This window comes from Pontiella desulfatans (genome assembly GCF_900890425.1).
GTDB classification, from domain to species: domain Bacteria; phylum Verrucomicrobiota; class Kiritimatiellia; order Kiritimatiellales; family Pontiellaceae; genus Pontiella; species Pontiella desulfatans.
The window spans coordinates 391,920-411,083 of the sequence record NZ_CAAHFG010000002.1 but is presented as its reverse complement, the minus strand read 5'-3'; the positions used below and the strand labels follow the sequence as shown (position 1 = coordinate 411,083).

General features: G+C 59.1%; 12 protein-coding genes. 2 read left to right on the top strand and 10 right to left on the bottom strand.

Annotated features, from left to right (window positions below; genetic code table 11):
• Nucleotides 1–16 precede the first annotated feature (16 nt).
• Nucleotides 17–1,468, bottom strand: a complete 1,452-nt coding sequence (gene gnd / locus E9954_RS17440) for a decarboxylating NADP(+)-dependent phosphogluconate dehydrogenase (protein WP_136080575.1) — start codon at nt 1,466–1,468, stop codon at nt 17–19.
• 19 nt (nt 1,469–1,487) lie between these two features.
• On the bottom strand, nt 1,488–2,561 hold the full coding sequence (locus E9954_RS17435) for a sugar kinase (RefSeq protein WP_136080574.1): 1,074 nt from the start codon (nt 2,559–2,561) through the stop codon (nt 1,488–1,490).
• A 297-nt stretch (nt 2,562–2,858) separates the two neighbouring features.
• Between E9954_RS17435 and uxuA the strand changes: the two genes are divergently transcribed.
• Nucleotides 2,859–4,343 (top strand): mannonate dehydratase, encoded by a 1,485-nt coding sequence (gene uxuA, locus E9954_RS17430; protein ID WP_136080573.1) that lies wholly within the window; start codon nt 2,859–2,861, stop codon nt 4,341–4,343.
• 107 nt (nt 4,344–4,450) lie between these two features.
• Here uxuA and E9954_RS17425 read toward each other — a convergent pair whose 3' ends face one another.
• Genes E9954_RS17425 through pilM form a run of 6 tightly spaced genes read right to left on the bottom strand, consistent with a single transcriptional unit; the run spans nt 4,451 to nt 16,026 of the window.
• A complete protein-coding gene (locus E9954_RS17425; RefSeq protein ID WP_136080572.1) occupies nt 4,451–10,108 on the bottom strand; it encodes a S8 family serine peptidase in 5,658 nt (1,885 codons plus the stop codon).
• A gap of 54 nt (nt 10,109–10,162) precedes the next feature.
• The gene (locus E9954_RS17420; protein ID WP_136080571.1) at nt 10,163–12,094 is read right to left on the bottom strand and encodes a type II secretion system protein GspD; all 1,932 of its coding nucleotides are present in this window, start codon (nt 12,092–12,094) and stop codon (nt 10,163–10,165) included.
• Between the two features lie 39 nt (nt 12,095–12,133).
• Complete coding sequence (locus E9954_RS17415) at nt 12,134–12,577, bottom strand: hypothetical protein (protein WP_136080570.1); 444 nt, start codon at nt 12,575–12,577, stop codon at nt 12,134–12,136.
• Nucleotides 12,570–14,387: a hypothetical protein gene (locus tag E9954_RS17410; protein ID WP_136080569.1), complete on the bottom strand. Its 1,818-nt coding sequence runs from the start codon at nt 14,385–14,387 to the stop codon at nt 12,570–12,572. Before E9954_RS17410 ends, E9954_RS17415 begins: the two co-directional genes overlap by 8 nt.
• Entirely contained in the window at nt 14,384–15,016 is a 633-nt protein-coding gene (locus E9954_RS17405) for a hypothetical protein (RefSeq protein WP_136080568.1), read from the bottom strand. Before E9954_RS17405 ends, E9954_RS17410 begins: the two co-directional genes overlap by 4 nt.
• On the bottom strand, nt 15,016–16,026 hold the full coding sequence (gene pilM / locus E9954_RS17400) for a pilus assembly protein PilM (protein ID WP_136080567.1): 1,011 nt from the start codon (nt 16,024–16,026) through the stop codon (nt 15,016–15,018). The genes E9954_RS17405 and pilM overlap by 1 nt, the downstream gene beginning before the upstream one ends.
• 193 nt (nt 16,027–16,219) lie before the next feature.
• Here pilM and E9954_RS17395 point away from each other — a divergent pair, with 193 nt between their 5' ends.
• On the top strand, nt 16,220–16,795 hold the full coding sequence (locus E9954_RS17395; RefSeq protein WP_136080566.1) for a general secretion pathway protein GspB: 576 nt from the start codon (nt 16,220–16,222) through the stop codon (nt 16,793–16,795).
• A 702-nt stretch (nt 16,796–17,497) separates the two neighbouring features.
• Here E9954_RS17395 and E9954_RS17390 read toward each other — a convergent pair.
• Together E9954_RS17390 and E9954_RS17385 are read right to left on the bottom strand one after the other, a co-directional pair.
• Entirely contained in the window at nt 17,498–18,643 is a 1,146-nt protein-coding gene (locus E9954_RS17390) for an NAD(P)H-dependent oxidoreductase (RefSeq protein ID WP_136080565.1), read from the bottom strand.
• A gap of 133 nt (nt 18,644–18,776) precedes the next feature.
• Complete coding sequence (locus E9954_RS17385) at nt 18,777–19,139, bottom strand: response regulator (RefSeq protein WP_168442361.1); 363 nt, start codon at nt 19,137–19,139, stop codon at nt 18,777–18,779.
• Nucleotides 19,140–19,164 lie beyond the last annotated feature (25 nt).

Genomic DNA, 19,164 nt, shown 5'->3' with positions numbered 1-19,164 from the left:
GATTAGTGGTTCGATCCTACGCGATGTAGGTGGAAGCGGCGGTGTCGCCGCCGCGGCCGGTCCAGTTGGTGTGGAAGAATTCGCCGCGCGGCTTATCCAGACGCTCGTAGGTGTGCGCGCCGAAATAGTCGCGCTGCGCCTGCAGCAGGTTGGCCGGGAGGCGCGCGGAGCGGTAGCCATCGAAATAGGCCAGTGCCGCACCGATGGCCGGCATCGGGATGCCGAGTTCAACCGACTTCATGATGACGCGGCGCCAGGCGGCCTGCGCATTTTCAACCGCGTCCTTGAAGAACGGGTCGAGCAGCAGGTTGACGAGATCCGGATTGGTGTCGAACGCCTCCTTGATCTTGCCCAGGAAGACCGAGCGGATGATGCAGCCGCCGCGCCACATCAGCGCAATCTCACCGTTGTTGAGCGTCCAGTTGTATTCCTCCGCCGCGGCACGCATGAGCTGGTAGCCCTGGGCGTAGGAAACGATCTTCGAGGCGTAGAGCGCCTGTTTCAGATCCGCAACCAGCGCGGTTTTGTCGCCATCGAACGCAACCTCGGGGCCACTCAAAACCTTGGAAGCGGCCACGCGTTCGTCCTTGAGCGCCGAGAGGCAGCGCGCAAACACGGCCTCACCGATCAGCGTGAGCGGCTGGCCGCAATCGAGTGCGGAAACCGCCGTCCATTTGCCGGTGCCCTTTTGGCCGGCGGTGTCGAGGATCTGGTCGATGACCGCCTCGCCGTCCTCGGTCTTGTAGCCAAGGATATCGCGGGTGATTTCGATGAGATAGGAATCGAGTTCGGACTCGTTCCATTCGGTGAACACCTGGTGCATCTCCTCGTTGGAGAGGCCGAGGCCTTCCTTCATCATCTGGTAGGTTTCGCAGATCATCTGCATGTCGCCGTATTCGATGCCGTTGTGCACCATCTTGACGAAGTGGCCGGCGCCGTCGTTGCCCACCCATTCGCAGCAGGGTTCGCCGGCATCGGTCTGGGCGGAGATTTTCTGGAAGATCGGCTTAACCGATTCCCACGCCTTGGCGGAACCGCCGGGCATGATCGACGGGCCGAGCAACGCCCCCTCTTCGCCGCCGGAGACACCGGTGCCGATGTAGAGCAGGCCTTTGCTTTCGACATACTCGGTGCGGCGGATCGTGTCGGGGAAGTGCGAGTTTCCGCCGTCGATGATGATGTCGCCCTCTTCGAGGTGGGGAATCACCTGCTCGATGAATGCATCGACGGCATCGCCGGCCTTGACGAGCATCATCAACTTACGGGGCGTCTCCAGGCTGGCGCAGAGCTCTTCGATGCTGTGGCAACCGATGAAGTTTTTGCCCGCGCCGCGGCCGGAAACAAACTTATCGACCTTTTCCACCGTCCGGTTGAACACCGCCACCGTGAAACCCTTGCTTTCCATGTTGAGGACGAGGTTCTCGCCCATTACCGCCAAACCAATCAATCCGATATCTGCTTTAGACATTCTCTTCTCTCCTTAAATGTTAACGTTTAACCCGTGCGTTGCCTTCCCAAATACTCCACAGCTGCTCCTCGTCCGCCGGTTGGGCATAGTCGGTCAGCATGGTTGCCGCCAGCGCCCCGCTGGCCCAGCCGAACCGGGCGCACTTTTGCACGTCCCAGCCCTTGAGTATGCCGTAGAGCAGCCCTCCAACAAAGCCGTCACCACCGCCAATGCGGTCCAGCACACCAATCTCGCGCGGCAGGATGATTTCCCACTCGTTGCCATCGGTCACCAGCGCGCCCCACATGTGGGCGTTTGCGGAGATGACCTCCCGCAGCGTCGTGGCAAAATAGCGGGCGTTCGGATAGGCGGCCTGGACGCGGCCGATCATTTCCTTGAAACCGTCGATCTTCCCGTCCAGCCCTTCACCGCCGGATTCCGGCCCCTCGATGCCGAGGCAGAGCTGGAAATCCTCTTCGTTGCCGATCAGGATGTCGCTGGCATCAGCAATTTCATGGAAGGCCTTGCTTAGCTCATCCTCACGGCCTTTCCAAAAGCTGGCGCGATAGTTGAGGTCGAACGAGATTTTACTGCCGTGGGCTTTGGCCGCCCGGGCGATATCGAGGCAGAACTGGCTGGTCTTGGGCGAAAGCGCCGCAATGAGCCCCGAAAGGTGGACGATTTCCACCCCTTCTTCGCCGAAGATCCGGTCGAGGTCGAAATCATCGGCGCAAAGTTCGCGGCCCACCTCGCCGGCGCGGTCGTTCTGCACCCGCGGCCCGCGGGATCCCCAGCCGCTGTCGGCCATGTTGATCTGGTGGCGATAGCCCCACGGATCGCCCTGCTCGAACTCGGGCCCCTCGAAGTCCATGCGGCGGCTGCCGAGGTTGTCCTTGATGAAGTGCGATACGGGGCTATTGGTGACGAACGCGGTCAACACTTTGACGCGCAACCCCAGAAAGGAGGAGACGCTGGCCACATTGCTTTCGGCGCTGGTTGCCTGCATTTTAAAGGTGTCGGAACAGTGGAACGGTTGTGAATCGACCGGCGTTAAACGAACTCCCATGCTGGTCGGGACCAACATGGCATATTTTTTTGATGCTTTCTCAGCCATCGCACTCTCCTCCGGAGGTTTTCCCTCCATTAACAAGTTATTAACAGCCTCCAACCGACCTGTCAGCACAGGCTGTAACATACGGCGGGAACCTACTCCTCAATGGTTTGAGAAAACGCTTTTGTTGATATTTTGACAAGGAAAAACATTGATTTTTAACAGCCACCCCTCGATATTGCCGCCGTTTTACCAACCGCCTAAACAGGACTCAAGATACGCAAATAAACGCTGAACAAAGGGCAAACAAAGCCCCATCAGGCACGACATGTTACGAATTATGGAAGGAAGGACGAGGCCATGAGCGAGATTTTCAACCAAAACTGGAACCGGGAACGTGTCCGGGCCGGCATGCGCTGGTTCGGGCGAGAAGATGAGGTTTCCATAAGGAATATCCAACAAACCCCTGGCGTAACCAATATCATCACCGCCCTCCACCACATTCCGGCGGGGGAAATCTGGACGGAGAACGAGGTGGCCACGCGTAAAATCGAGGTGGAATTCCTGCCCCACCCGGAGGCGCCGGCCGAACTGGAGGGCATGAAACGGTTCCAGTGGTACACCATCAACGGCGAGCGCACCGGCCTCGTCTGGGACACCGCCGAGAGCCTGGTTTTCACCGAGGACATCAAAAACGGCAGCCCCAACCGCGAAGAGCACATCCAAAACTATAAAACCAGCCTGCAAAACCTTGGCCGGTTCGGCGTCAAGAACGTGGTCGGCAACTTCATGCTGGTGGCCGACTGGACGCGCACGAGCATCACCACCCTGCCCGATGGCTCCAAAACGCTGAAATATATCCACTCCGCCTTCGCCGCCTTCGACCTCTACCTGCTCAAACGCCACGACAACGAGCAGGCCTACATCGACGACGGCTCATTCACCAAGGCCGAAGTGGCGGAGGCCCGCAAATATTGGGACGCCTATCTGGCCAATAGCCCCGAGCGGCAAGCAGAGCTCATCGCCATGATCACCGCCGGCCTGCCCGGCGCGCAGGAGGGCTTCACGCTCGACGATTTCCGCGCCGCCGTCGCGAAATACGAAGGCATGTCGGTCGAGGTGCTCCAGGAGCACATCGCCTATTTCCTCGATGCCGTCGTGCCGGTGGCCAACGCCGCCGGGGTGCGCCTCTGCTGCCACGCCGACGATCCGGCCTTTACGCCGTTTCTCGGCACGCCGCGCGCCGTCGGCGGCTCGGACGGCTACAAGTTCCTGCTCGACCACGGGTGCGGCGTGAACATGTGCATCGGTTCGCTGATGGCCAACGAATCCAACCGCGACATCACCACCGTCATCCGCGAAATTGCCGAATATGGCCGCATGAAGGGCATGGGCATGGAGGAAATCTTCCCGCACATCCACCTGCGCCCGATCGAGACCGATGGCAAGAACTTCCGCGAAGGCCACCATGCCGAGCACCGCGAGGAGCTGGCCAAGGTGGTGCACACGCTGGTTGATCTCGGCTGGCAAGGGGTTTTCCGCCCCGACCATGCGCCGGCCTCCGACCACGGTTTCGGGCGGCCCGGCTACGACGTGATCGGCCGCGGCTACGGCGCGCAGCTCCTGCTCGGCCTGTTCGAGATGGCCGAGATTGTGAAAGCCACCCGCGCCAAGACCATCGAGGCCGCCATCCGCGCCTCCAACGGCGACATGCACCTGCGCGACGAAGCCATCAAGGCCGCCGGCAAGGCAGAAGCCAAGCAGATCGGCAAGAAGATCGCCTTCATCAAGGTGCCGTTCGTCTACGGCGAACAAGGCGTGATGGCCAGCCTCACCCCGTCCTGAAGAAAGAGAAACGCCCCGGTGCAAGCACCGGGGCGTTCCAGGGAGTTCCGGGCCATGGGTAAGGCGGGAGAGTCCTTTTTCCAAAGCCCGGAGTGTTAGGGAGAGTGTTATTGGTTTCCGACCTCCACTTTGTAGAAACACGCTGGTTCACTATAAAGATCCTCGACCACCATTTCGGCGCCTGAGCCGGCAACCGGCAGGCCAACCGGAATCCAGTCGCCCCCCAGCTGGCCGCAGCAGTAGACGGTGTAGGTACGACCGACGACCGTATCGAAGGCCACCGCGCACCCGCCGCCCGCCAGCGGGCGAAGGTCGGACACGTAGAAGAACGAGGAGGCATCGGTGGCATCGGTGCCGGCAATCATTTCATCGCCGTCCGGACTGTTGTCGCCATCGGTGTCGGCATTGTCGGCGGCGGTGCCCGCGGCGAATTCCTCGCCGTTGGTGAGGCCATCGCCATCCGCATCCGCATCGGCATCGCTACCGCTGCCATCCAGGCCATTTTCGATCTCGTAGCCGTCGGACATGCCGTCGCCATCGGAATCGACGGTGGTTGGATCGGTGGTGAAGTCGAACACCTCGTTCCCGTCCAGGATTCCGTCGCCGTCGGTATCGGCGCCCGGATTGAGGTATTCATACGCCCCGATATCCATCGAGTAATAGTTGTTGGGAATGGTATCGCCATCCAGCGGGCGCGGCAGGTTGTCGCGGTCGTACAACGGTGCGTTGTAGTAGGTGCCGACATCGATGCAGGGTGAGTTGGTGACGATATGGTAGTCGCCGCCGCCCACAAACAGCGGATCGGCATCGAACACGCTGGCATCGGGATCGATGAAGCCCTGGCCATCGCTCATGACGCAGTACCACGGGTCGAAATGGTCGGAGCCCTCGTTGCAATGCAAGGTGTTGTAGCGGGCATCGCCCGGAATCCTCAGTACGGCCGGATCGGCATCGGTGTCCAACCACGCATTGCTGCACACGTTGCCCCAGAGAATGTCGTTGCGCATATATTCGATATGGTTGCCATAGGTGGTGAATCCACCGCCGAGGGTCATCGCCAGGTTGTCGGCCACGGTGCAGTTGACCAACCGAATGGAACAATCGGCGCCGGAGAAGAGGCCTCCGCCCAAGCCATAGTAGGGCTTCGATACATCGCCCTTGCTGAAGTCCGGATCGGACGCCCAGGTTTGGTTGCCGACAATCACGCAGTTCTGGACTACCGGGAAGCTGCCCGACATCAGGAGGATGCCGCCACCGTTTTCCTCGACGTGGGTGACATCGGTAATCCCGCTATCCTCGGAAGCCGCCAGCTCGGCAATGTTCATCTGCCAGAAGCCAAAGGATCCATCGCCTTCGAAGTAGTCCGGCGCTTCATTGCCGGAAAGCGTGCAGCGGTCGATCATCGGCGAACTGTTGTCGCACCGGATGCCGCCTTGGCAATTGGCGATGGTGGTGTTTTGGATGATGGCGGTTTCGTCGTTGACCAACCAGATTCCGCGGCCCGGGCCGCCATCGTTCTGGCAGAAGGAAATCGTGGTATCCATGACATCCAGCCCGACACTGTCCTCGGCCAGGATTCCGCAGCCCTCGTATATGCTGTTGATGGTGCACGACAGGACACTGGGCGTTGACCCGTTCTTGGCATAGATGCCATGGCCTTCGTAGATCGACCGGACGGTCACGTTCGAGAGCACCGGGCTGGAGTTGAAGTCGCAGTAGATTCCGTCGTCGCGGCAATATTCCACCACGCAGTTGGTGATCAACGGGCTCGAGGCATCGGTGCAGATGATGCCGTGCTTTTCACCGCAATCGCCGTTGGAGCAGTCGCTGCCCAGCAGGGACGACCAGATGGAGAATCCGGCGAGCACCATATTGGTCGTCTGGCCGCCGTCGAAGATGAAGCCGGCGCCCAGGCCCTTGGTTTTGATGAGGGTCTTGGAAGGGTCGGCCTGGTTTTCGGCCATGATGCGCAGCTCCAGGCCGCCCGGATTGATGTCGCGGTTGCCGAAGCCCAGGTAGCGGCCTTCCCGCACCAGCACCGTGAAGCCGTTGGAGGCCACGTTGATGGCTTCCTGGATGGCATCGAACGGGTGCTCAAGCGAGCCGTTTTCATTGGTGTCGCTCAACAGCGGATCGAATGGCTGGCCGCCGTACATCCAGGAGTCGAAGGGGGCGTTGTCGTCCACCACCACCGGATCGAAACGATTGGTTGCCATGGTTCCGAGGGCGCGTTCCTCTGGATCGAGGAAGCCATCGCCATCGGTATCCGCCTCAAACGGATTGCTGCCGTTGAGGTATTCCTCGTAGTTCAACAGGCCGTCGCCGTCCATGTCGCCTGAGGCGCCGTCGTCGCCGACATCGCTGAGCGGATCGAGGCCGAAGTCCACTTCCCAGCCGTCGGGCATGCCGTCGCCATCGGTGTCGGGATGGGTTGGGTCGGTGCCATGGATATTGACTTCCTCGGGGTCGGTCAAACCGTCAACGTCCGTATCGGCCTTCTTCGGGTGGGTGGAATTGGTGTAGGTTCCGTTGAAGAGCAGCTCATATTCGAACAGGTTCGTGAAGGTGTCTTCGTCGGGATCGAGCGCGGCGTCGTTGGCCAAGGGGTTGATGCCCATATCGAACTCCCAGCCGTCGGGCATGCCGTCGTCGTCCGTGTCCGGATCGGAGGGATCGGTTCCGGCAATCTCCTCTTTCCTGTTGGAGGCGCCGTCGTTGTCGAGGTCCAACTCGCCATCCTTCACCAGCGGGTTGAGGTCGTTGGCGATTTCCCAGCCATCGGTCATTTCGTCGCCGTCGGTATCGGCGTTGAGCGGATCGGTCAGATAGATGTTGTCGGTCGCATTGGTTGTTACCTCGAAGCCGTCGGCCAGGCCGTCGTTGTCGGTATCCTGCTTGCGCGGATCGGTCAGGTAGCGGCGCACTTCGTCGGCACCGTCGATCAGCCCGTCGTTATCCTGGTCGGCGGCATTCGGGTTGAGGTTGGCGAGATATTCGCCCCAGTTGATGATCGCATCGCCGTCCTCGTCGCCATCCCAGCTTTTGGCAAGCGTTCCGAAGTTTTGCATTTCCCAACCATCGTACATGCCGTCGTGGTCGGCATCGACCGAGCTTCTGAAGATCTGGATGCCCTCGCCATCGCCGGCCACATAGGCATAGCCGTTGGCGACGGTAACGCCGTAGGCCGGCACATCGTCGTAGCTGACATAGGGTTGGATATTGGCGGGATCGGAACCGTCGAGCACATGGAACCCGTTCACGCCATCGGCAACATAGATCAAGCCTTCGCCATAGCACACATCCTCGATCGTGCCGGAGGTGGCGTATTCGCCCAGCCCCTGCAACGAAGAGTTGTAGACAATGACGCCCCGCGGGTTGGCGGCCGAATAGATGCGGCCCCCGCTGTAGAACATGCCCACGCCATTGTTGCCGCTGATGTGCTGGTTGATGAGCGTCGGGCTGGCGGGGTTGCTGACATTGAAGCGCGCGTTGGCGCCATCGACGCCCACATAGGCCGTCGTGCCGGAAACCGCCACGTCGAACACCTCCAGGCCGATCACGGAGAAGGTGCCCTTCCAGGACGGACTGGTCTTGCTGGCCACCGAGGCAATCTTGAAGCCGTTGTTGTGGGCGGCGACATAGGCATAGTCGCCAACCACGTCCACCTTCAGCGCCGTGGTGGACAGCGAGGATTTGAGCACCGGGTTGGCCGGATTGGAAACATCGATGATAAAGAGTCCCTTTTCATAGTCGGCCACATAGGCATAGTTGCCTTCAACATCGATGCCGCGCGCGTCGCCGGTCGTCGAATAGGAGCCGACCAGCTCCGGGCTGGCCGGATCGGTAAGATCCAGCACCTTCAACCCATATGCGCCATCGGCGACATAGGCATAGTTGCCCTTGACGACCAGGTCGTAGGCATCGATGCAATCGCTGTTGCGGCCGAGGTATTGCAGGCGCGGCAGCGAGCCGTGCACGTTGAGCGGATTAAAATTATATTTGATTTCCCAACCATCGACCAAGCTGTCGTCGTCCGAGTCGTCGTTGGTCGGGTCGCATCCGTTCTGGAACTCTTCGAGGTTGGTCAGGTGGTCGTTGTCGCCATCCAGACCGGCATCGTGCGGATTGTTCGGGTTCAAGCCATAGAGTTCTTCCCACTGGTCGGGCATGCCGTCCTTGTCGGCATCGTTGGCGTTGGCGAACATGGCGTGCACGTTCAGGCGACCGCCAGTCTCCACTTTGCCGGAAAGTCCGGAAACCGGATCGACACTGGCCAGCAACAGCTGCTTGGCCTCGGCAGGCGTCAGCATCGGATCCACGGTGACCAGCAGCGCCATGGCGCCGGCCACGTGCGGGCAGGCCATCGAGGTGCCATCCAACGTTGCCGTATCGCCGTTGAGATAGGTGCTCACAATGCTGACGCCGGGGGCGGCCAGATCGACCGAGCTGGCGCCATAGTTGGAAAAGTCTGCCAGGTTGTCGTTTTCATCCGTGGCCGCGACGGAAACAATGTTCGGCAGGTCGTAGCTGGCGGGATACTGGGGGGTGGAATCGTTGTCGGTCGAGTCGTTGCCGGCGGCGGCCACGAAGATGGCGCCCTGGTCGTTGGCGTAAGAAACCGCATTGTACATGGTTTGGCTGAAGCCCTCGCCTCCATAGGAGTTGGAAAGCACCTTGGCGCCGTTGCGTGCGGCATAGCGGATGCCGTCCACAATATCGGAATCCAGCAACTCCTCGCTGGTACCGACTCGCAGCGGCATGATGCTGACTTCCCAGCACACGCCGACCACCTGGTTGGCATTGTTGCCGACCGCGCCGATGGTACCGGCACAGTGCGTGCCATGGCCGTCGCCATCGTCGGGATCGTTGTCCCCAATCTCACCGACAAAGTCCCATCCGTTCACATCATCGACATAGCCGTTGCCATCGTTGTCGAAGTTGTCGCCGGCGATTTCGCCTTCGTTGACCCAGAGGTTGGAAAGCAGGTCGGCATGGTCCATGTCCATGCCGGTATCGATGACGGCGACGAGGGTATCCTTGCTGCCGGTCGTGATCTGCCAGGCGTCCGGCGCGGAAACCTTGGGCATGCCCCAAAGGTCGCCATACATCAGGTCGTTCGGGATCTTGCCGGAAAAATGGCGGACATAATCCGGCTCGGAATAGGCCACCTCGGCGGCGGCCTTGGAAAAGAATCCGATGGCCTCTTCCACGGCATCGAGGCTTGGGGCTTGCAACTTCACAATGAAAGTGCGGCCATCGGAAAGGGATCGGGACACCGTGGCATCGAACGATGCGGCCAGCTCCCGGAGCGCATGTTCATCTGCGCCGGCACGCAGGCTGACCAACACCTGGTCGGCCACCATTTCGGTGCGGCCGGTTGGAACAAATCTTCTAAGCTGCCGATCGCGGTGCAGGGTTTCCACCACGATGCGGTGCGGGTGCTTGCCGGAGCGCTTCACCAGGCGGCGATGCTCGACATCGCCGTTGCCCAGCATCGTCTGGCGCTCATCGAGCACCTCGCAGCCCTCGGTGGCATCGAACGAAACCGAGTTCGTTGAAACGGGGGCATCCTGCACCACCTTTAAATCGTCGTCCGAGAAGGCGCCGAATTCGGCGGCCACCGGCGAGGTGCCTTTTTGCTCCGGAACAGGACGCGGTTCCGGGCCTACTTTTCCGCGAGGCTTCTGCCCGGCCCCGAACATCGCAATACCGATGGCCAGCAGGCATCCTGCGAACACTCCCCAACCTATGATTTTTTCTTTCACGGCTAACTCCCATCCGCCGCGCCCCGTTGCACGGGGGCGGCTGGCGTGTAAAATTTATTTAGTCGACGCGATATCCTGTTGCTTGGCGGCTTCCTTCGCCGCCTTCTCCTCTTCCTTGGCGGCTTGCTCGGCCGCCTTGCGGGCCTGCTTGTCCAGCTCGGCATTGCGGCGGAGGATGCGCTCGGCTTCCTTCTGGTCGATGACCTTCAGCATATCGTCGAGCCTGTCGGACTCCTGGGCTTCGTAGTAGTTGCGCCCGTGGTCGCGCAGCTTGCGGCTGTTGGCATCCTCGATGATCTGGCGGCGGGCGAGCTCGGCGTCGCCGGGCATGCCGGTCTCGGCATTGATGTCCTGCGTGTTGGCCAAACCAACGGTGACGAAGATGATGGTTTCGTCCTGGCCGCGGATCGTCCTCTTCCAAGAGAAAAGGCGGCCGATGAAGGGTATGTCGCCAAGCAACGGCACCTTCTTTTCCTGTTCCGATTCGGTAACCTCCGTCAGGCCACCGATGGCGGCCGTCTGGCCACTGGCGAGGTTGAACACGGTTTTGATGCTCTTTTCATCGATGATCGGATAGGTGACGTCGCCGGCCTCCTTGTCGGCATACTTGCGGGTGAGCGACGGGTTGATCGCAACGGTAATGTTGCTGCTGGTGTTGATCGACGGGGTGACATCGAGCTTGATGCCGTATTCGAAGAACGGCACGTCGGGATCGAGTGTGAAGATGGTGGTTGCGGGCTGGTCGTTGAGCTGCTGCTCGCGTTCCTGCTTCAGGTTGGGTTCCTTGCGGATGATCGAGATATTGGCTTTTTCCTCGTTGGCCACGATGACCTTCGGGTTGGAGACCACGTTGACACCCTTGTTATCTTCCAGGGCACTGAGCACCAAGCTGAACTCGTCGGCCGAGAGTACGCTGGTGAGGACTTCCGTTCTGCTCTTGCTCGAACCCGAAGCGGCCAGCTCGGAAAGAGCGGGCGTGACATTGGCCAGCGACCAGGGTGCCAGGGAGGAACCGCCGCGCTGGAACTCGCCATAGGACGGCGTGGTTTGTTCGAACTCGTTTCCGGAAACATCGGTGAAGGTGTTTCTTTCCGAGGAATCGCTATAGCCGCTATTTTTGTCCTGCTGGTAGGTATACTGGGACAGGCCGGCCCCGGCGCTGTAGGACTGCAGCACGCTCCAGTCGATGCCGAGATCCTTCTGGGCGTCGTCGGTGAGTTCCATGAACTTGGATTCGATGAAGACCTGCTGGCGCACTTGGTCGATGGTTTCGAGTACGGCACGGATTTCGCCAAGGCTCGACTCGGTGCTTTTGACCACCAGCATGTTGCGGGAGGCGAATTCGGAAATCTTGGCGTTTTCGGGCAGCAGCTCGCGCACCAGGGCGGCGGCATTGGGCACGGTGGCATATTTGAGCACGAAGGTTTCGACCACCTGCGGCTCGGGCGCGCCGACCGGGCGTTGGCGGACGCTGTAGACGTTGGAGCCAGCCACTTTCTGATAGAGTTCGTAATCATAGGTGTCGAGGATGGACTGCAGCGCCGGGCGCCATTCGACATCCTTGAGGTTCACGGAAATCTGGGCCGCATCGGTCAACTCGGGCACAATGATGTTGGCGCCGGAAAGCTGGGCAAACAGATTGATCGCCTCTTCCAGCCCCACTTTGTTAAGTCGGACGGAAATCAGGTTGTCGCCGCTGCTCATGGCGCTTTGGTCCACCGCGACCATGCCGAGATCGTCCACCACTTCGGCGGATTCGGTGCTGTTGGTATCGGCAACGTTTTCCCCGGCGGCAACCAGGATATCCATGGCCTCGTCCACGAGGTTCGTTCCCATCAGCGTCGCGGTTTCCCCTCCGTTAACCGTTTCCATCAGGCTGAGCAGATCTTCATCCGCGATCTTTTCCTGCTGGGCATAGACCATCGTTCCCGTCAGCGTAGTTGCCGCCAGAATGCTCCAAAAACTTTTTCCCATTGCGATGTTCATTCCATTCACCTTCCTGATTCCCTTGTATTCAACGACTCCCTAAAGCGCAGACACCCGGCGCAGCTTGACCGATCCCGGCGGCTTGATACTGTCCACCGCCCAGGTGTAGACCATTCCATCGAACGAAATGGAAACCGTGTCGCCAACACTCTTGACCTCGCCGTTGATCACGGCAAAGAATTCGTTGTCCGCTCGGCTGCTCACTCCATTGATAACGACATTTCTCATGGCCTTGTTCCAATTGTTTGCCACTGTAGGCTTGACCGGTTCGGGCTCCGGCTCGGTCGCGGCCTTCACACTTTCCGGCACATAGCCGATGGGCCAGAACGGATCGCGCTTGATGACAGGTGCCTTTTGATTAGCATCCTTCGTGCCATCCGTGCTCTTTGCATGCAGTTCGGTCGGACGAACTGCGATGCAGGCCATGAACATGATAAGTACAACCCCTGTTCCCAGGTGCTTCCGGTGTGTAAAGCTATTCATTGATATCCTCCATCAAACCATTGAGGAACGAACCCAACGAGGCACTGGCCTTCGGCGCATCCTTCCGAAGCAGGTCCTTCAGTTTTTCCGTGCTGGCCGGTGTGACTGCATATTTTTCGCCTCTGGCGACGGGCGGAACGACCGCCTTCTTGGGAATCGGTGAACCAACGGCTTCCGGCGCCGGGGCCGGCTTGGATTCGATCGGTTTCTCCGGCGCGGTCTCCAACTCCATGACCAAGGCGACCAGCGATGCAGCATCGGTGCTGCTCTCCACGGATTCCTCGCCCTGTTTTTCTTGCCCATGCGAATCGAGCGATGCCAACAGCGACTCGAGCTTGGTCTCTTCGGTTACAGGTTCCGTTTCGGATTCTTGCTGGCCAATCTCCCCCGTGGTTTCAAAACGATCAATCGAGGCCAGGATCGAATCCATGTTATCCGACACGCCGACCGGCTCCGGCTTCACAAACTTCGGCTCCTCGACCACCGGTTCCGGAACGGGTACCGCAACCGGCTTGGGCGCGGGCTTCGGCGCAGCGGCAACCACCGGCTCCGGCTTCACAAACTTCGGCTCCTCGACCACCGGTTCCGGAACGGGTACCGCAACCGGCTTGGGCGCGGGCTTCGGCGCAACGGCAACCACCGGCTCCGGCTTCACAACCTTCGGCTCCTCGACCACCGGCTCCGGAACGGGCACCGCAACCGGCTTGGGCGCGGGCTTCGGCGCAACGGCAACCACCGGCTCCGGCTTCACAACCTTCGGCTCCTCGACCACCGGCTCCGGAACGGGTACCGCAACCGGCTTGGGCGCGGGCTTCGGCGCAACGGCAACCACCGGCTCCGGCTTCACAACCTTCGGCTCCTCGACCACCGGCTCCGGAACGGGCACCGCAACCGGCTTGGGCGCGGGCTTCGGCGCAACGGCAACCACCGGCTCCGGCTTCACAACCTTCGGCTCCTCGACCACCGGCTCCGGAACGGGTACCGCAACCGGCTTGGGCGCGGGCTTCGGCGCAACGGCAACCACCGGCTCCGGCTTCACAACCTTCGGCTCCTCGACCACCGGCTCCGGAACGGGCACCGCAACCGGCTTGGGCGCGGGCTTCGGCGCAACGGCAACCACCGGCTCCGGCTCCATAACCTCGGTTTCTCGCACATCATCTTCAGGCTTATGTTCTTGAGGAACGCGGATGGCATAGGCTCGTTGCTTCTTGGCAACATCGTTCCACATCTGGACGATTTCAGTGAATTCGAACGGCCATTGGATGAACAACTGGATGTCGTGCGAGTCCGGGTTGGCCCCCTTGCTGATCTCAAGTCCGGAAAATTGTGCCAACGGATGGTCTTGCTCAATTACACGAAGGAAGTCCTTGGTTTTTTCAAAACTTCCGTGGGCGGTAATGCGCAGCGCGTAAGACTCGAACCTGGTTCCTTCCTTCTCTGCGTCATCCTTGGACTTGGCACGTTTGACCTCCTCGATCGAGTCGATTTCCAGCCCCGAGGAGCGCCCACAGGAATAGATGACCTCCGTTGCCCATGAATAATAGTTCTGGGTGGGCGGGGTGCGATCGATTCGGCTCTTCAAATCCTCAACCGAGGCCTCGAACTCACCACCAATGTTTCCGCCGCGAGCCAGCATGGCGTCGGCCTGCTCAATTCTTTGTGCCAGTTCAGCCAACTCAAGCTTGGCATCCGCGACCGAAGCCAGACTAAACTCAATACCCTTGAAGATACCCCATCCCAGGGCGGCCAGCACGATCAGACCAAGAACGATATACTGCTGTTGCTGTTTGCTTAGGTTCGAGAGGCTCATAGTTCCCCTCCCTTGACGTCTTCAACTTCGCCTTCAAGGCGGAATTCACGCAGGTTCTGCCCGGTTGGACTGTTGCGCTTGCGCAACGAAGCGAGCTTGAGCGAATTGAAGGTCGACCCAACCTGCTCGCAGGCCAAAAGCTCCTTGCGCAACTGGATCACATCGTTTTCCGCGTGTTCACCCTGCGAGATGCCTTCGATGACCAACTTGTAGTCCATGGCCATGTCCTCCGGAGCGGCGAAGACACTGTCCGCTTGCGTGCCCCGCACCGACATACGAACGAACTGGATGTTTTCCGGAACCGTCTCCTGGATGTCCTCGAGCAACTTGACGAACGACCCTTGCGCCCCATTCCAGCCATCAAACAGCTTGATCATCTGGCGGTTGGTTGCCAAGCCGCGCTTCTCTTCCTTGAAAAGCTCCAGCTTGGGTTCAAGATTCGCCCAAACCGTCCGGCTCGACTCCAATACCGACTTTACTCCGGTGTACTGCACCAACTTGATTCCACTAAGCACCGCAATCAGCATGATAGGGGTGACCACAAGGCTGATCGTCAGGAAACGACGGCTTATGGCGCCTTGGTGGCGTTGTTCGGACTTTGTAAGTAGATTTACGCGGGTTGTGTTCATTATTCCTCAAACCCTCCGATCGCGGCACCGACTGCGGCAGCGAACCGTGTGGCCTGCTTTTCCATCTCGTGAGGCAGAATGTCCGGATCAATCTCGATGTTTTCAAAGGGACTCCAGTGTTCCACGGCCATGTTCAACAAATTCCCGACCTCGCTCGACCAACTGGAAAGAAGACTTAACCCCCCGGAAACATAGATCTTGGAAATGCGGCACCCCTGGTGCCGCTCGATGAAATCCTTTGAAATGCTCAACTGCTTAAAGAAAGGCTCCATCACGTTCGAAAGCGAAGACGAAATATTGATCGAACGATCGGTCAGGATGGAGTCGGCGAGTTCTTCGTCGACCCCCAGGTCCTTAGCGAGCTTTTGACGCAACGTCCGGGTGCCGAAAGCCAGCTTGCCAACCAGCACGACCGATTGGTTGTTGAGGAAAACAAAATGGCTTAGCGATTCCCCCGCCTCGAAAAGGCAGACGGCACTCTCCTTGCATTCCTCGCCCCGGGCATGGAGAAAAGCCGAGACAAAAGCCAGGCCGGAAACCTCGAGCGATGCCGGAGCCGGCGGTCCCGAAGGGAACATGCTCAGGAGGTAGCGGACATCGTCCTGGGGAATGGCGGCGGCCAGCAAGCTGGAATCCTGCCGCCCCTTCCCGCGCTTCACCATTCGGGCGGAAACACGATAGTCGTCGGTCACATTGAGCAACTCGCGCAACTTGGGTTCCGGCAACGTTTCCTCTCCCGCCGGCAACGGCGCATTGACCATGCGGACAACCGCCGCAGAACCGGTATAGGACAGACAGCCATAGTAGGTGGACATGTTCCGCGGCAGCTCGATGCGACTGGCCACCTCCCCGAAATCGATCGGAGGGAGGAGGTCGAGCCCGGCCAGCGTCAATCCTCCCTTATGACTTTTCAGACGAACCACCTTGGTGCCCGTGGTTGAAAAATCCACCCCGACCAGATCGTTGAACCGTTTTCGCGTTTGATCCTTCTTGGATGCTTTCTTAATCATATTTCTTCATTCCTGCTTCCCGCACCCGAAGACCGTCCATACCCCATGAAACGGATCCCAATCAGGTGCGCCAGCTATTTAGCAGTATCCATACCATGATGATCGGCCAATTTCCCTCTTGCCAAGAAGCAGGCCAGTACCAATGATATGCGGTAGAAGTTTTTAATGTGGCCGCCCAAGCCAGGAGTTGATTGTGAGCGAATTGAGCAACGAGCCCCCTCTTGTAGAAGATCAGGTTGAATTTGAGGAAACGCCGTCGCACGGAATTATGCTGACGACCCTGCTGCTGCTGATCGCCGGCCTGCTCATGTGTAGCGCAATGCTCTTCCACTACGGGTTCAAGGCCAAAAGCCCGGATGGGGAACCTTCGAAATTTAATCTGGCGGCCATAAAGCAAAAGATGCACGCGCTCTCCGCGCAACAGGAAAAACCCGAGCCCACGACGCCCTCCACCCCAACTCCGCCCAAGACACAACCACCGCCCCCCAATGTACCGCCGGTCGAAGCCGCCCAGGCACCCAAACCGGATTCCGGCATCAATAAGTTTTTCGCGAAACGGGACGATAAGCTTCGCTGGCCCAAGCTGAAACTAACGAGCTTTGGCAGCTCAACCCTGCCAGGCGGCGACTTCGCCATCATCAACGGAGACCAGGTGCACCCCGGCCAGCTGATCGAAGACAAAGTTACGCTTGTGGAAGTCCGCGACCAGGATGTGGTGGTCGAATACATGGGCGAAACCCGCACCCTCACCGTCGATCTTCACAACTAAACCTAGATACAGGAATGGTTACGTTCGTATAGGTGCAAGACACGAAAGTTAAAGATGCGTTGCCTACCTCAACGCTTTCAAACCGCAGCAGGTGCAATGATCGGCCAGCCGTAGGATGGAAATGAAGGAAGCAAACCACCGAACCTAGCGGGTGAAGGAATCGATCATCGATAATTCCTACGACGATACTACAAAACACCGTTTCCTTCATTTTTATTCCCGGATCTAGGCTAAAAGCATCGAGAACGCAGCGGAGAGAGGTTGAGGACTCGTTGCGCGTCACCTCGACCGAGAACCCACTCGATCGGAAGACCGGGAGGAACCAGTTTCCCTTTCAGGTTACGGAATTTCATTCGTGAAATTCTCCGGCAACTGAAACCCTTCGTTCCTGCTTCGGAAACAAGGCCTTCTCTTCAAGGGGAGGACTCTCGCACATCTGCCTGTTCCCCAAAAACACCTGCCCGATGTTGCACCATGGAAACTGGCCACACATCAGATACTGGCGCTGATGACGGATATCATGAATGAGCAAATCATCATACTTGCATAAGTATGATATTTCGTTATAGCCATATATATATTCACATCCCCCAACTTAATACTTATGCAAGTATGATAATGGGCAAGCGGCACAATCAAATGGTCTGCACCTCGCTTCTGCCTCCCCTGTCGTGCCGCAGGCACGCAATGGGGCAACGCGCTTTAGTAATCGGCGTCGCCGCTGCCGACTTTGTGCGTCCAGTAAAAGTTGGACTCTTTTCTGAATACTTTCGGCGTACAGGGTTGCTGTTCTATGCGCCGCATGGTTTTGCGCCGGACCAGCCCCTTTTCGACAATTTCGGCCCCTGCCCGCGCCATGGCATCGAGCACCTCATTCAGTTGCCGATACACCGTTGGGTTACCATGCAGATACATGGCCGCCGAACGATAGATTCCGGCGACAACCGGTAGATGGAGGTTATGGGAAACCTGCCTGACGTGGGCCTTGACGGCATCGAAATTATCCATTTCAAGAAAACCGCAAATGGACAGGACCACACAGGCCTGGTCCCGAGCAACGCGACGGGGATGGCGTGTCTTCCAAATCCCCTCAACCATGAAGGGCGAACTGCTTCCAACCGAACGGTCCAATAGGTTTTTCAGCAACGATGGCATGCCGTCCACGTATAGCGGAAAAGCGAACACCACCAAATCAGCCTGCCAAACCCGATCGCGCACACGCTGGAAATCGTCCTGGAATACGCACTCCCCCGTCCCTTTCAGCCAGCATTGCCAGCATCCGGAGCACTGGCGGATATCCAGTTCCCTCAAGTGAATGGTTTCAATCCCGACGCCCTTCCGACCGAGCCCGGCTAGGAACGCCCTGAGATAGAACTCGGTATATCCGCCCTCCCCGCGCGGCGAGCCATTCAACACCACGACCTTCTGCGGCTTTTTCCAGTGCCGGACTGGATTCATTTCAAAAGGGGTTGGAGGATCCTGCACCCGGTTGTCCACCGTCTCCCAGAAGGCATCGTCCGGCATGAGCGCGGCGAAAAGCGATGTCTTCCCTGAAAATTTAAGTTTGCCGCGGATCACCCCTAGTACGGGATGCAACCGTCCTCCGGCCAAGTCCAGCCAGTCGTAGAAGGAGGAACACAAGGTTACTTCCGGGCGATCAGCCCTCCCCTCGCATAGCCGGACGTTCCCGCCATCGGCAACAAGGTGGCACTCCAGCAGTCCATCCGCATGCGAGAGAACAAACTGGATCGTTCCCGTTGCCTTGGCGCGTTTTTCGCCATAGGCCTTCGATACGATATCCGCCAGGCTTTCCATCACCTGCCACGGCGTTGGCCGTTCCTTAACCATGCGGGACCTCCTGCCCTAGTGCCTTGGAAGCTACAAGCCGCTCTGGGGAATGACAAACGGTTTCGACTAAAACCAACGAACGGCAGGACCGCTTGCGCGGCACGCGCCCTTCGCCAACGTGGCGATGAACGCGCTAAAGGGCTTCCTGTACAGCGGCAAGCAGGTCTTCGAGTTCGATGGGCTTGTAGAGCACCTTGCATGCGCCGAACTTCTTGGCCATCGGAAGAAAATCCATCGGCATGGCATGCATGCCCCCCGACATGGCGATGACGGGGATATCTGTACCCTTGCCCCGGATGGCCATCACCACTTCCAGGCCGTCCGTTTCGGGCATCATGATATCCGTGACCACGAGATCGACCTGCTCATCATCCAGCACCCGCAATCCCTTTCGCCCGTCGGGGGCCACGGAAACATCGAACCCCTTGCCGGTCAGGAAACGCTGGAAGACATTCCGGATGGTTTCGTCGTCGTCGATTATCAGTATGCGCGGCATGGTTCTCGCTCCTTGGAAGATTGGC

What these genes read in the sequence shown, in the direction of transcription:
- gnd (WP_136080575.1), bottom strand. Translation starts at nt 1,468, where the DNA reads ATGTCTAAAGCAGATATCGGATTGATTGGTTTGGCGGTAATGGGCGAG.
- E9954_RS17435 (WP_136080574.1), bottom strand. Translation starts at nt 2,561, where the DNA reads ATGGCTGAGAAAGCATCAAAAAAATATGCCATGTTGGTCCCGACCAGC.
- uxuA (WP_136080573.1), top strand. Translation starts at nt 2,859, where the DNA reads ATGAGCGAGATTTTCAACCAAAACTGGAACCGGGAACGTGTCCGGGCC.
- E9954_RS17420 (WP_136080571.1), bottom strand. Translation starts at nt 12,094, where the DNA reads ATGAACATCGCAATGGGAAAAAGTTTTTGGAGCATTCTGGCGGCAACT.
- E9954_RS17415 (WP_136080570.1), bottom strand. Translation starts at nt 12,577, where the DNA reads ATGAATAGCTTTACACACCGGAAGCACCTGGGAACAGGGGTTGTACTT.
- E9954_RS17410 (WP_136080569.1), bottom strand. Translation starts at nt 14,387, where the DNA reads ATGAGCCTCTCGAACCTAAGCAAACAGCAACAGCAGTATATCGTTCTT.
- E9954_RS17405 (WP_136080568.1), bottom strand. Translation starts at nt 15,016, where the DNA reads ATGAACACAACCCGCGTAAATCTACTTACAAAGTCCGAACAACGCCAC.
- pilM (WP_136080567.1), bottom strand. Translation starts at nt 16,026, where the DNA reads ATGATTAAGAAAGCATCCAAGAAGGATCAAACGCGAAAACGGTTCAAC.
- E9954_RS17390 (WP_136080565.1), bottom strand. Translation starts at nt 18,643, where the DNA reads ATGGTTAAGGAACGGCCAACGCCGTGGCAGGTGATGGAAAGCCTGGCG.
- E9954_RS17385 (WP_168442361.1), bottom strand. Translation starts at nt 19,139, where the DNA reads ATGCCGCGCATACTGATAATCGACGACGACGAAACCATCCGGAATGTC.